Source organism: Pseudomonas cremoris, assembly GCF_014230465.1.
The window spans coordinates 116,867-130,454 of record NZ_JAAXCY010000012.1 but is presented as its reverse complement, the minus strand read 5'-3'; the positions used below and the strand labels follow the sequence as shown (position 1 = coordinate 130,454).

The following is a 13,588-nucleotide window of genomic DNA, read 5'->3' as shown; positions in this document are numbered from 1 at the left end:
ATTTTTGTCGTTAATCTTCTTCATCCGGCGTCGGCTTGACGCCTACAATCGTGACCCTCATGGGGAGCTGAATCCCTTGTAGTCGCAATCGAGGACGGAAATGGACACCCCAGATATCCTGGTGCTGCAAGCCAGCTACACCAACCCTGTGCATGCCCAAGCCATTGGCCGGGTGCTCAACCACTACGCGGAAGACCCAATGGGCGGTGGGCACAGCCTGCCGCTTGATTTGCTGCAACAACTGCCGGCCGAGTTGGCCAAGCGCCCGCATGCTTTCAGCGTATTGGCGTTTGTTAATGGGGAGCCGGCAGGGTTGGTGAATTGCTTCGAAGGTTTCTCGACGTTTGCCTGCCGTCCGCTGATCAACGTCCATGACGTATCGGTCATGAGCCAATTTCGTGGTTTGGGCTTGAGTCAGAAAATGCTGCAGAAGGTTGAGGAGATCGCCCGCCAGCGCGGCTGCTGCAAGATAACCCTTGAAGTACTTGAGGGGAATGATGTGGCTCAGTCGGCCTATCGAAAGTTCGGGTTTGATGATTCTAAGTTTGATCCTGCTTACGGGAATATGTTGTTTTGGAATAAACCACTCTAAATAAAAAAAGGCGCCATTGCATGGCGCCAAGTTGGACTTTGCCAGCGGAGCGGGCAGGCAAAGTATTTTGCAGCGGTTCAACTTTTAGGTTGTTGGGTGTCATCAGCTTTCAAGGTTTTAGCACCGCTGGAAGCGGTTTGTTGGGCGCTGTCTTGAGCTTTGTCTTGCATGAACTTGAAGTTGGCGTAGAACTCTTTCGAGCGCTCTGAACCGCCTTCGGCGAAGGCGGCGGTGGTGGTCAGGGTCATTAAGCCAGCGAGCATCAGCGTCGAGAGTTTCATTGTCGGTATTCCCATAAAGTGTGATCGGTGTCTGTTCCGTTGGATCAGACTCGTGGGGCCGATTATGTGGAGACTTGATTAAGTGAGGCTTAACTAGTCCGCCTCGAAACTTAACAATGTCGTTAAGTTTCGGGGCCGTGCTGGGGAGGAATTTAACGTGTTAACCACGGCGCAAGCGTTAGAGTGCGGGGGTTGCAGCACTCCACGTCTTTATGAAAAGCGTCGCCCCTGAAATATTTTTTATCAAATAGATCGGGGGCTGCCGCTTACTGGATGACCACGTCGGCGCTACCGCTCGCCTTCGGCTTGAGCATGCTGAAATCGATCAACGGCTTCGACTGGCGCAGGTACGGGTTACCAATCATTTGTGGTCGGGCCTTGAAGCTGTCACTCACCAGGCTCTTGCTGCGGTCCAGTTCATTGAAGCTCAGCCCGGCCAGATCGGCCCAGGTGTGAATCAACTGGGAGCTGCTGTAAGGCCGCTGCAGGTCCTCAGCGAACTTCCAATCATGGCTTTCACGCCATTTCGGCGAGGCGTAGGCCATGAACGGAATGGTGTACATCGGCGCGGTCGGTTTGCCTTCGTTGCGCCCCAGGGTCGTGTGACCGGCCGAGTCGAACACATCTTCACCGTGATCCGACAGGTACAGCAGGAAGCCATTCGGATCGGTCTTGGCGTAGTCCTTGATCAGGCTCGACACCACGAAGTCGTTATACAGCACCGCATTGTCATAGCTGTTGTAGATCGGCAACTGATCGTCGGTGACCCCGGCAGGGACGCCTTGGCGATCGGTGAATTTGTCGAACGTCGGCGGGTAGCGGTACTGGTAGCTCATGTGGGTGCCGAGCAAGTGCACCACGATGAACTTACGCTCTGCCGGATCGGCCAGGGCCTTGGAAAACGGTTCCAGCACATCGCCGTCATATTGGCGAGCGTTCTGGTTGCGGTTGTTGTTCAGGTACACCTGCTCGTCGGCCTGTTCGGAGAAGGTCGTGAGCATGGTGTTGCGCTTGGTCATGGTCTGCTGGTTGGTGATCCAGTACGTTTTGTAGCCGGCCTGTTTCATCACGCTGACAATCGACGGCGTCTTGAGGTACAGGTCCGGGTTTTCCTCATCGGCGAACGTGAGCACCTGTTGCAGCGCTTCAATGGTGTAGGGGCGCGGGGTGATGACGTTATCGAACACCGCCAGTTGGTCGCGCAGCTTGTCCAGTTCCGGTGTGGTATTGCGCGGGTAGCCGTAGAGGCTCATGCGCTGGCGGTTGGTGGACTCGCCGATAACCAACACCAGGGTTGAAGGCTGGCCGGCCATGCTGTCCTTGAGGTTGGTCAGGGGCGGGATCTGACTCGCGCTGTCGAGCATGTCCTGCATGTTGTCCAATTGCTGGGTGTAGCGGTGGTAGCCGACGATCATCTGCCACGGAACCGCCGGCTCGATACGCGCCTCGAAGCGGTCGATGGCGTCTTCCATGGTATCGCTGCGGGCAATCTGCTTGACCAATGGGTAGCCAACGATGGCTACCAGGATCGCGACGGCGGCCAATATCGCTTGCCCGCGTGGCAGGTACACAGGACGTACGCGGGTCCACAGGAAAATGGAGAAAGCGGTGTGGGCAATGAACGCGAGGACGATCCACCAGGCGAAGTATTGAGTGGCGTACTCGCCGGCTTCAGAGATGTTCGACTCGAACATGATGAAGATGACGCTTTGGGAAAACTCCTGCTGGTAAATGAAGAAATAACCCAAGCTGGCCATGGAGCAGGCCCATAGCACCACACCGATCAAGGCGGCGAGCAAGCGCGTACGACGCGGGAAGACGAGCACAGGTGCCAGCCACAGTGCGCTCATGAAGAACGCTTGGCGGAAACCACTGAAACCGGAAGTGCCGCTGAGCTGAATCAGCAGTTGGGTAATGCCCGAGAAGTACCAGAAAAACACGAACAACAGGCCAAGACCGGCCCAATCAAAGCCTTTCGCAGACGTAGTGCTGCGTTTGAACATCGCCATCCAGCGCTCCAACCCGGTAATTTTTCAGTCGACGCGCAGAAGTGCACGCAACAGAGGCCACCCATGCATGGGGCGGCCCTTTGGGCGGGAGTATCGAGAAGGGTGTGTGAAAACTTTGTGAGATTTATGTAGCCATAATCTTACAAGGTCATGACAAGGCTTAGCACAGCGCAGGCTGTGTGCCGGACGGTTGATCCAGTTGGGCTTGCAGGAGGTGTGAGCGCAGGCGCAGGACTTCCTGCTGCAGTTGATCGCGCTCGTCTTTCAATTGGCGCAATTCATCGCGACGGATAGTGACGTAGAGGGTCTGTGGAGGACGGGTCATCTGTGCAGTGCTCATTGCTTACCTCGCAAATAGCCGGTGTGTCGCGGTGTGCCAGAACGCTTGAGTCGAGGTTCTCGGCAGCAGTCGGAAGCAATTCTGAATTCTTTTTTGAGGCAATGGAACTTTTTTATTTTTGGCGGTCGTGTGACTTTTTAAGCCGTGATGGTGAAACGATGGCAACTTTTTGTCATGAAACTACACGGATCTGCACCTGACTAACCCTCATTAGCCTCATTGCGCTATAAACTATGTCACACATTTATTTAGTAGTTGGGAGCATCAGCACATGCAACTGGGGATTATCGGACTAGGCCGCATGGGCGGGAATATTGCACGGCGCCTGATGCTCAATGGGCATACCACCGTTGTTTACGACCGTAACGAAGCATTTGTCAAAGGCCTGAGCGAGGAGGGCGCCACTGGCGTTGCCGACCTCAAGGCGTTGGTTGCCGGGCTGCAAAAGCCTCGCGCCGTGTGGGTGATGTTGCCGGCGGGCGACCCCACTGAAAACACCATTAATGAACTGAGCGAATTGCTGGAAGACGGTGATGTGATCATCGACGGCGGCAACACCAACTATAAGGATGACGTACGTCGTGGCAAGGCACTGGCGGAAAAGGGCCTGCACTATGTCGACGTCGGCACCTCCGGCGGCGTCTGGGGCCTGGAGCGCGGCTACTGCATGATGATTGGCGGTGACACCGAGACTGTGCAGCGTCTGGACCCGATCTTCGCCAGCCTGGCCCCTGGCCTGGGTAGCATCCCACGGACCAAGGACCGGTCTGCCAGTGCCGATCCGCGCGCCGAGCAAGGCTACATCCACGCCGGCCCTGCGGGTTCCGGGCATTTCGTCAAGATGATCCACAACGGCATCGAGTACGGGATGATGCAGGCGTTTGCCGAAGGCTTCGACATTCTCAAGACCAAGAATTCGGAAAACCTGCCGCAAGACCAGCGTTTCGACCTGAACGTGGCGGATATCGCCGAAGTCTGGCGTCGCGGCAGCGTGGTGTCGTCCTGGCTGCTGGACCTGACTGCGGATGCGCTGGCCACCGACCCGAAACTCGACGGTTACTCAGGCTCCGTGGCCGACAGTGGCGAAGGCCGCTGGACCATCGAAGCCGCCATGGAACAAGCGGTACCGGTGCCGGTGCTGTCCACGTCGTTGTTCGCCCGTTTCCGTTCGCGCCAGCAGAGCACTTACGGTGACAAGATGCTCTCTGCCATGCGCTTCGGCTTTGGCGGCCATGTGGAGACTTCCAAAAAATGACCGCTAACGGCAAGAAACCAAAGGCCGAACCCGCTCCGCCCACCACTTTGTTTCTGTTTGGTGCCCATGGTGATCTTGTAAAGCGCCTGCTGATGCCGGCGCTGTACAACCTTAGCCGTGACGGCTTGCTGGGCGATGGCCTGCGTATTGTGGGTGTTGATCACAACGCCGTCAGTGACGCGGACTTCGCCAAGAAGCTTGAGGACTTTATTCGCACCGAGGCCGCGAGCAAGGTCAAAGGCAATGCCGATAACGCGTTGGACCCACAGTTGTGGGCCCAACTGGCCAAGGGCATCAGCTACGTCGAGGGCGACTTCCTCGACGACGGCACCTATGCGGACATCGCCCGGAAGATCGCCGACAGTGGCACCGGCAACGCCGTGTTCTACCTTGCGACCGCGCCACGTTTCTTTAGTGAAGTGGTGCAGCGCCTGGGTAGCGCCGGCCTGCTGGCGGAAACCGAGGATGGTTTCCGCCGCGTGGTCATCGAGAAACCCTTCGGTTCGGACCTTGCCACCGCCGAGGCGCTCAACGCCTGCCTGCTCAAGGTCATGAGCGAAAAGCAGATCTATCGCATCGACCATTACCTGGGTAAGGAAACGGTGCAGAACATCCTGATCAGCCGTTTTTCCAACGTGCTGTTCGAAGCGTTCTGGAATAACCATTACATCGACCACGTGCAAATCACCGCCGCAGAAACCGTCGGCGTGGAGACCCGGGGCAACTTCTTCGAAAAAACCGGCACCCTGCGCGACATGGTGCCTAACCACCTGTTCCAGCTGTTGGCGATGGTGGCGATGGAGCCACCGGCCGCCTTTGGTGCCGACGCCGTACGCGGTGAAAAGGCCAAGGTGATTGGTGCGGTACGTCCCTGGTCCCTGGAGGAGGCACGGGCCAACTCGGTGCGAGGCCAGTACACCGCGGGTGAAATCGGCGGCAAGCAGCTGCCCGGCTATCGCGAGGAGGCCAACGTCGCCCCAGATAGCAGCACCGAGACCTTCGTCGCCCTCAAGGTGATGATCGACAATTGGCGCTGGGTTGGCGTGCCGTTCTACCTGCGCACCGGCAAGCGCATGAGCGTACGCGACACGGAGATCGTGATTTGCTTCAAGCCTGCGCCGTATGCGCAGTTCCGTGACACTGAAGTGGATGAACTCAAGCCCACCTACCTCAAGATCCAGATCCAGCCGAATGAAGGCATGTGGTTCGACCTGCTGGCGAAAAAGCCCGGGCCGACCTTGGACATGGCCAATATCCAGCTGGGTTTCGCCTACAAGGACTTTTTCGAGATGCAGCCGTCGACGGGGTACGAAACCTTGATCTACGACTGCATGACCGGCGACCAGACCTTATTCCAGCGAGCGGATAACATCGAAAACGGCTGGCGCGCAGTACAGCCATTCCTCGATGCCTGGAAGGAAGATGACGGGATCCAGGCCTACAAGGCCGGGGAAGATGGTCCGGTCGCCGCCGATGTATTGTTGGCCCGTGATGGCCGTACCTGGCATAGCCTCGGATGAGTGACGCAGCGATCCATCCCATCCGTTTTATCCTCAGTGACGTGGACGGCACCTTGTTGCATCCGGATCACCGCCTGAGCCAACGCACCGCCGATGCCGTGCGCGCCTTGCGTGACAGTGGGGTGTTTTTCAGCCTGGCCAGTGGGCGTCCACCCAAGGCTATGCTGCACCTGATCGAAACCTTTGGTATCGATGTGCCGGTGGCTGGGTTCAATGGCGGCACGCTGATCAACCCGGATGGCAGCATCCTGGTTGCCCATCATTTGCCAGCAGAGGCAGCGTTGGTGACCCTGGCGCTGTTCTCGGCCGAACCGGACGTGGAAACTTGGGTGTTTGCCGACGGTGACTGGTTGCGCCGCGACCCACCCGGGCTGATGGTGCAGCGCGAAGCCGATGGATTGGGCTACGGGCCGGTGGTTGTAGATAGCTTCGAGCCGTATCTGGACCGCATCGACAAAATCGTCGGCGCTAGCCTCAACAGTCAGCGGCTGATTGAACTGGAAGCGCAGTTGCAGCCCAAGGTACAAGGCTTGGCCCACGTGTCGCGTTCGCAACCGGTCTATCTGGACGTGACGGCGATGCTGGCCAACAAGGGTGAGGCATTGAAGACAATCGCTGCATACCTTGGCGTGCCGTTGGAACAAACGGCAGCCATCGGTGACGGTGGTAATGACCCGGCGATGTTCCAGGTGGCCGGGTTGTCGATTGCCATGGGCCAGGCCGAAGAGGCGGTCAAGCGCGAGGCCAGTGTGGTTACCGCCAGCAACGTCGAAGACGGCGCGGCGCAAGCGTTTGAACGATTGATCTTGTCCCCGGGCGTGCAATAGCCCATTACCGCCTGCCTGTCTGGCACTTCCTCAATACTGATGGCCGACCTTGGCGCCCCGACTTTCGGGGCGCTGTTGTATTAAAGGAAGCGTGCCATGACCACCGAAGCCTCCCTGTCCCCCAGTTCCCCCTCGCTGTACCAGGCGCAGGTGCTGCGACGTTATTTTCTTGCGTGTCCCAGCTTGCAGGATGTTGCGATCAAGACCTTGCAGCGCAGCCTGGGCGAACGTTATCGCTGGCTCATCATCGACCAGACCCAACCAGTATTGATGGAGCCGCTTTACAGGTTTGATGGCAAAGCCTTCAAGCTTGAAGGCCACAACAGCCTGACCGTGGTCGATGCCTTGATTGAGCGTTGCGCCACGGGGAAGTTCGTGGATTACAGCCAGGGCCAGTTTTTGGTACAGAAGCCAGATGACGGTTCGCCGATCCCGTTGCACGTCCAGAACAGTGACCTTGAGCAGGTGATCAATCAGCGCGGCGCCACGTTGCTCGAGGATTACCGGGAGGCACTGGTGGACTACTGGATGGCCCGGGATGCCAACGGCATGGTGCGATTCATATGGCTGGCGGAGTTTCTGAAAAATGCCTTGCTGTTGGCCGCCGGCAGCGCGCCAATCACTCATGAACAGTTGGATATGATCATTGACGTAGCTGCCGCCTCCCGGCCCACCACTGCTACGCGCGCCTACATTGTTGACCAGTGGGGCGAGTCGGGGGCCGCCAACCTGGAAATGTTGCGCGGCCTGGTAATAGTCAGGCAGCGGGGGAACACCACCATTGTGTTGTTGTTCACCCTGGCGCGGGGCATCCAGGTGTTTGACTCACTGCAAAACTTGGGTGATGGGTTGGTCAGCCTACTGAGCGACATCGCCCCCGGGCACCAAATGCAATGGCGCCTGTATGCTCCTGAAGGCAACATATTTTACAGTTTCAGCCTGACGTTCCTCGCCAAACAGCTATCGGACATCAGGGCGCTTTTACCCTTGGTCAGGCCCTACAGCAGCGAGTTGCGTGTACTGGAGCGTGCCCTGCGGGTGGTAACCGGTGATTTTGATACGGTGCGCTTCGACTCACCGCGGATGGCGCGCTTGCGCGCCGCATTGCCTCGCTGGTTGTTGCAGGCGCCGCCGCAGTTACAGATGGACATGGCTCGCTACACCATGGATCTGGCGGCGACCTTGCGCCAACCTGGCTGGAAGCCTTTTGATGAGGGCATTGCGTCCCTTGAGGCATTCGCCACAAGCGCTTTGTCTGCACAGATAACCAAGGATTTTCCGCACGAACCGGCGCTGGACCCCACAACGATCAAGCTGCAGATGGGGTTCGATGAGCCCGATCGCTCGGGTACGGTAAAACCCTTCTGGTCTGTGCCGCCGTTGCTGGTCCAAGTTGCATGGACATTGCCGGCGTTCGCGTGGCTGGGCTTGAGCGAATTGGACCCAGAGCGGTTGTCCCTGGCCCCGGGCGAGCCTGAAGGCAACGGACGCTGGTTGACGGTCGAGAATGCCCTGAGCCTGGTGGCCAATGCCAGTATCGGCGCCGGCTTTGCTCAACTGATTGTGGATACCTTCAAGGATCAGGCGCAGGCCGATTGGCGCAAGGCTCGGTTCATCGAACAACTGCGGCTGCAACTGCCGATGTTGGCACTGGAGTATCACCTTAAGTATCCGCAGGCTTTTTCGGCCTGGGCTTATAACGCGGTGGTCGCGGTGGTCGCGCCCAGGGCAAGCGAACGCAAGGTCAATGAGCAAACCATCGTCCTGCGCCCCTTGGCATTCAAGACCAGTGACGGTGGGCCTGACTGTGTCAATAACATGTTTGTGATTGGCCCGTTGGACGTCAATGCCGGCCGCCATCTGCTGTATCGACCGATGGCTCAGGTGAAGCTCATCGAGTTTTCCAGTTGGGACGCGATCCTCAGCGCCATCCGCCAGCCCGGACCGTTGCAATACCAGGTACTGGCCTGGATGACCGAGCCTGCGCGAAGTCGCTATCTTGCGCCAGGCCTGCCGACGCCTGGGCCGCAAATGTTTCAGTTTCTGGATTTCAACGTCGGTGTGTGGACGAAAAATCCCGTCATCCTGGCACAGGACGTGGTGCAGGGGGACTATTTGGAGGCGTTGTTCGTCAGCGCCGTGCAATCCATGTCCGGCCTTGAGCCGAGGCAGTCGCTGACAGGTATGGAACGTCTGTGGGATTGGATCAAGCGCCACTTCGGCTTGGGCCTGGCGTTGATACTCAGCCTCTATGGTGGCCCCGCGGGCGAGGCCGCTGGCTGGTTGCTTGCGGCGTGGGCGATTGTACAAGATGTGTCTCAGCTTGCAGCTGATGATACCCAAGCAAATGCCGGCTCAATCGTGGACCTGCTGCTGAACATCGGTTTGATCCTATTGAGTCGAGGCCGTATTTCCACGGCGGTTGAAGCGCCCGTGGCAGCGGACACATTGCTGGCAATCTCCCAGGAGGCCGATTTTGAGCGCTCCTTCGAGCTGGGCTGGTCGGAGCCTGCGCAACGGTTAACCGAAGGGGGCAATACCAGTCGTGCCGCCCAGGAGCGATTACCCACCGAACAGACTTCATCCCTGCTGGTGCGTGGCGATGTGGGGCTGGAACAGACCTGGAGTGGTCTATACAGCCGTCTCTCGGTGATTCGCCAGGCGGAGCTGGCGCTGTACCGGGTGCGAGTGCTGCCCTACGCGCAGCGTATTCACACTGGCAATTTCCGCGGGCTGTACCGTGCCAACGGCAATATGTACGTCGATATTGCAGGTGACTGGTTCAAGGTTGAAGAGCACGACGGCGTTGTACGGGTGGTCAGCGATGAAATGGCAACCCGCGAGGGGCCTGCACTGATCTCTGCGGGCACGGGTCTGTGGGGGTTCGCGCCCGAACCGAAGCAGCCTGAAGATCTGAAGCAGGCCCTGCAACTGGAGCAACTGCGCCTTGGTCAGCTAAAAAGCGATGAGCAGCGACGGATTGAGCTGGACCTTGAGTACGACACGTTGACCAAGCAGTTCGACAGCCTGGTTTTTACCGACAATGACACCTTGGAGGGCATCACGCGCCGCTTTGCCGAACCTGGGAGCCTGGCGCTGATTGACGATGAGTTGTTCAAGGCCGACGCGTCCCACTGGTGCGCGACGACATTGCTCGATGCCTTGGTGCGTCGCCGGCAATTGTTGCTGGTTCGGGATTTCAGCGCCTTGTCGAATTCAATCTCCGCAGGTGCCGTCAAGGCGCGGCGTGTTCAGGTGACGCTGTATGGCGGCAAGCGCAACGTGATGTTGATGCATGACCTGATCCAGGTGAGATCCTTTGATGCGTCGAAGCTCACGGAGGTCGTGCTGACACCCGCGACGTTGCGGCAGGTGGCTGCCAGGTTGCCCGACTACGCGTTGCTGCAACATAAAGCCATTGATGCTTGCCTGGAGGCGGAACAACGTTTTGAAGAGATGAAACACCATGGTCGTCTCGCCGACACGTCGGTGGCCGCCCTTGACTTGCCCACCTGGACGGGGCGGCGGATTTCATTGAAATGGCAGGAGTTGCAACTGCGCACCCTGGCGCTGATGTGCTTCGATTCCAGTGCCACCTGTTACAGAGACACCACCCTTGACCTGATTCAAGACGTCTCCTCGTTGTGCAGCTTGAAACTGCTGAGTCGGCGCGAGCTCTTCACTGTGGGGCGTTTCAATTTGGGACAGCAATTGCGGGTGTTGAACGATGTGCTGGACGCATTGGTTCTAGCCAATAGTCGCTTGTCCTATCAGTTGGGAACGTATCCGCGCTACATCAATGCCTGGGCGATGGGTAACTACCGCAGCTTCATGCGCAGCCTGCTGGAAGACCTGGAAGCGGATTTGATTGCGGCCTATAGGGTGTACGAAGCCGCGCCACTGATGCGGACGGCCGCTACTGGCTCCAAGAAGATAATCGATGATGCCCTGGCAGGTCTTGTGGTTGGCAATTGGCGCAGCGTTGTTGAACGGGGGGAGCCACAGGAATATGTCGATGTGCTTGAGCCGTTCGATCATCGTAGCGTTTGGTCCTTCAAGCGTATGGGCAGTGACAAGGAGCCGGTGTGGCAGGAAGTCCCAAAACCGCAACCGGTGGTCGCGCCCGATGTGCCTGCCCATGAGCACTTGGCGGACATCGGCGGCGAAGCAAATCGACTTTGGCGTATCGCGGGCCGTCAGTTCGACCAGATCACTTCGCTTGAGGCCATTCCCCGCATGTCGCCCCGTCGAGTGCGCAGCGAGTGGGTGAATTTCGCGAACAAGATGATCAGGCAACGAGACCTGTTGATCGATGCATTAAAAGTGCCGGCTGCTTCGGCTAGACACCAGGACTTGCTGGAGTTTTTCAAACACTCGCCGGGCATGCTGTATAACGAAATCGTGCGTTTCCAGGAGCAGGCTAACTTGTCGCGCAAGCGCATGATCATGCGTAGCCCACCCTCGTCCGAGAACCTGTTGATTCTTTACAAGTCATGGCTGATCGATGTGGTGGAGGTGGCAACGCACGATCCACTGGCTCGGCGCTTTGAAATCCGAGAGAGCGCCACGGGCCGCCCCTTCTGGGAAGCTCATTTTACCTACGACGGGAAGGAGGCGCGTGATGTCGGTTATCACTTTAGCCAGGGATTGCTAAAGCGCTTTACCGAACGTGGCATTAGCTATGAGAAGTTGAAACGGCGTGCCACCAACCCTGAACTTCTGATCAATGTCCTGCGTTCGAACATTGATCATGAAGTTGCGGAAACGGTGTTTTTTACCGAAGACGTCGAACCCACCTCAGCGTGAGTTACTTGGGCATTGCCCAGGACTGCAACCGGTAGCCACTTTTATCGAGTTCGGCGCGGGCCTGCAACAACAAGTCTTCCAATTGCGCCGGGTCGGTATAGGCGCTCGATGACAGTTGTTTGCTGCCGATGCGGGTATTGGTGCGGTCGATGACGCTCAGGCTGAGGGCGCCATTGCCGTCATGCCAGGCCACGCACTGAAAGGGCTGGAAGGCACGGTCTGCGATCAAAAGAGCTTCGTTGATGCGGAGCGGGGCGTTCATGTGGGTTGTCTCTCTCATTGCCCATTCAAGTGAGTGCCGGCGGTTGGGCTGACCGTGCGGCGGGTTACTTGTACTGATGCACGATGGCGGGGTACGGGTCACATGTTAGTGCAATATTTTTTAACTTTTTCTGATTGGTGTCATGTAAGCGGCTGTTTTGAAAGCTGAATGAAAGTTTCGCCACCGCGGTACTTTTTCGCTGAAAACACGGGTAAGTGGCTTTTTGCCCACACTTATAGCGAAACGGTACAAGCGTCGCGTCAAGACCTTGCTAGTGTTAGCGCCAGGCGTCACAAATCATTGTTTCTAAATAACTTTAACAATTTTGGCGCCAAGGAATAGTCATGATTGTTACACCTCCCCAGCGCCGCTTGCTTGTGGTCGATCCGTGTGACGACTGTCATGGGCTGTTGCCCGGTTTGCGCACCGCCGGGTGGGAGGTCGACAGTTGTGCCTTGGCAGCAGTCGGTGACCGTTCCTGTGACGTCGGCTTACTGCGCTTGCAGCCCTATCACCTGGAACGCCCGGAGGCGGTCAAAGAGCTGATTGGCCGCAGTGGCACCGAGTGGATCGCTGTGCTCAGCCAGGATGTGCTACGCCTGCAAAACGTCGGTGATTTCGTCTGCGAGTGGTTTTTTGACTTCCACACGTTGCCTTTCGACGTGGCTCGCGTGCAGGTCACCCTGGGCCGTGCCTTCGGCATGGCACGACTGCGCGGCAAGGGCAGCACCCCGGTGGATGAGCCGGAACATGAACTGTTGGGTGACAGCCGCTCCATCCGTGAATTGCGCAAATTGTTGGCGAAGCTGGCGCCCACCGAGTCCCCGGTGTTGATTCGTGGCGACAGCGGTACCGGCAAAGAGCTGGCAGCCAAGACTTTGCATCGCAAATCCCAGCGTCACGCCAAGCCGTTTGTGGCGATCAACTGCGGGGCGATCCCGGAACATTTGATTCAATCCGAACTGTTTGGCCATGAGAAGGGTGCGTTTACCGGCGCCCATCAGCGCAAGGTCGGGCGAATTGAAGCGGCCAACGGCGGCACACTGTTCCTGGACGAAATCGGAGATCTGCCGATGGAACTGCAGGCCAACTTGCTGCGTTTCCTTCAGGAAAAACAGATCGAGCGCGTCGGTGGTAGCCAGCCCATTCCTGTGGACGTGCGTGTGCTGGCTGCGACCCACGTCGACCTGGAGGCTGCCGTTGCCAAAGGCACGTTTCGTGAAGACTTGTATTACCGGCTGAATGTGCTGCAAGTGGTGACCGCGCCATTGCGCGACCGTCATGGCGATGTGGCGATGCTGGCCAACCACTTTGCCCGGTTCTACAGCCAGGAAACCGGCCGCCGCCCTCGAAGTTTTAGTGAAGAAGCGCTCGACGCCATGGGCAAACACCCGTGGCCGGGCAACGTGCGTGAGCTGGCCAACCGCGTACGACGCGGCCTGGTGCTCGCCGAGGGGCGCCAGATTGAAGCCGTTGATCTGGGATTACAGGCTGAACAGGCAATTTCACCGCCGATGGCTACACTGGAAGACTATAAGCACCGTGCCGAGCGTCAGGCGCTGTGCGATGTGCTCAATCGACACAGCGACAACCTGAGTGTCGCGGCCCGAGTCTTGGGGGTTTCCCGACCGACGTTCTACCGATTGCTGCACAAACACCAGATCCGCTAGGGCGGGTAAACCGAAAAGCCCCGCAA

At 58.0% G+C, this 13,588-nt stretch carries 10 protein-coding genes; 6 read left to right on the top strand and 4 right to left on the bottom strand.

From position 1 onward, the window contains the following. Positions 1 to 100: 100 nt before the first annotated feature. Positions 101 to 592, top strand: a complete 492-nt coding sequence (locus HF257_RS26710; RefSeq protein ID WP_185709017.1) for a GNAT family N-acetyltransferase — start codon at positions 101 to 103, stop codon at positions 590 to 592. Between the two features lie 77 nt (positions 593 to 669). Here the strand turns inward: HF257_RS26710 and HF257_RS26705 are convergent, their stop codons facing one another. From HF257_RS26705 to HF257_RS26695, 3 genes are all read right to left on the bottom strand, one after another. Then, the gene (locus tag HF257_RS26705) at positions 670 to 873 is read right to left on the bottom strand and encodes a hypothetical protein (protein ID WP_185709018.1); all 204 of its coding nucleotides are present in this window, start codon (positions 871 to 873) and stop codon (positions 670 to 672) included. Positions 874 to 1,139: 266 nt separating this feature from the next. Continuing rightward, the gene (locus tag HF257_RS26700; RefSeq protein WP_185709019.1) at positions 1,140 to 2,882 is read right to left on the bottom strand and encodes a phosphoethanolamine transferase CptA; all 1,743 of its coding nucleotides are present in this window, start codon (positions 2,880 to 2,882) and stop codon (positions 1,140 to 1,142) included. Positions 2,883 to 3,042: 160 nt separating this feature from the next. Beyond that, positions 3,043 to 3,222 carry a DUF6026 family protein gene (locus HF257_RS26695; RefSeq protein ID WP_269835783.1) on the bottom strand — a complete coding sequence of 60 codons (180 nt, stop codon included), beginning with the start codon at positions 3,220 to 3,222 and terminating at the stop codon, positions 3,043 to 3,045. Positions 3,223 to 3,448: 226 nt separating this feature from the next. Between HF257_RS26695 and gnd the strand changes: the two genes are divergently transcribed. The 4 genes from gnd to HF257_RS26675 all read left to right on the top strand — a co-directional run bounded on the left by gnd (position 3,449) and on the right by HF257_RS26675 (position 11,630). Then, positions 3,449 to 4,477 carry a phosphogluconate dehydrogenase (NAD(+)-dependent, decarboxylating) gene (gene gnd / locus HF257_RS26690; RefSeq protein ID WP_286835976.1) on the top strand — a complete coding sequence of 343 codons (1,029 nt, stop codon included), beginning with the start codon at positions 3,449 to 3,451 and terminating at the stop codon, positions 4,475 to 4,477. After that, positions 4,474 to 5,997 (top strand): glucose-6-phosphate dehydrogenase, encoded by a 1,524-nt coding sequence (gene zwf / locus HF257_RS26685; protein ID WP_185709022.1) that lies wholly within the window; start codon positions 4,474 to 4,476, stop codon positions 5,995 to 5,997. Before gnd ends, zwf begins: the two co-directional genes overlap by 4 nt. Continuing rightward, entirely contained in the window at positions 5,994 to 6,824 is an 831-nt protein-coding gene (locus HF257_RS26680; protein ID WP_185709023.1) for an HAD family hydrolase, read from the top strand. The genes zwf and HF257_RS26680 overlap by 4 nt, the downstream gene beginning before the upstream one ends. 96 nt (positions 6,825 to 6,920) lie before the next feature. Beyond that, the gene (locus HF257_RS26675; RefSeq protein WP_185709024.1) at positions 6,921 to 11,630 is read left to right on the top strand and encodes a dermonecrotic toxin domain-containing protein; all 4,710 of its coding nucleotides are present in this window, start codon (positions 6,921 to 6,923) and stop codon (positions 11,628 to 11,630) included. A gap of 1 nt (position 11,631) precedes the next feature. On the opposite strand, the gene HF257_RS26670 is transcribed toward HF257_RS26675, so the two are convergent. Further along, positions 11,632 to 11,892 carry a hypothetical protein gene (locus HF257_RS26670; protein ID WP_185709025.1) on the bottom strand — a complete coding sequence of 87 codons (261 nt, stop codon included), beginning with the start codon at positions 11,890 to 11,892 and terminating at the stop codon, positions 11,632 to 11,634. A 344-nt stretch (positions 11,893 to 12,236) separates the two neighbouring features. Between HF257_RS26670 and HF257_RS26665 the strand changes: the two genes are divergently transcribed. Continuing rightward, a complete protein-coding gene (locus tag HF257_RS26665) occupies positions 12,237 to 13,562 on the top strand; it encodes a sigma-54 dependent transcriptional regulator (RefSeq protein WP_185709026.1) in 1,326 nt (441 codons plus the stop codon). Positions 13,563 to 13,588: the final 26 nt, after the last annotated feature.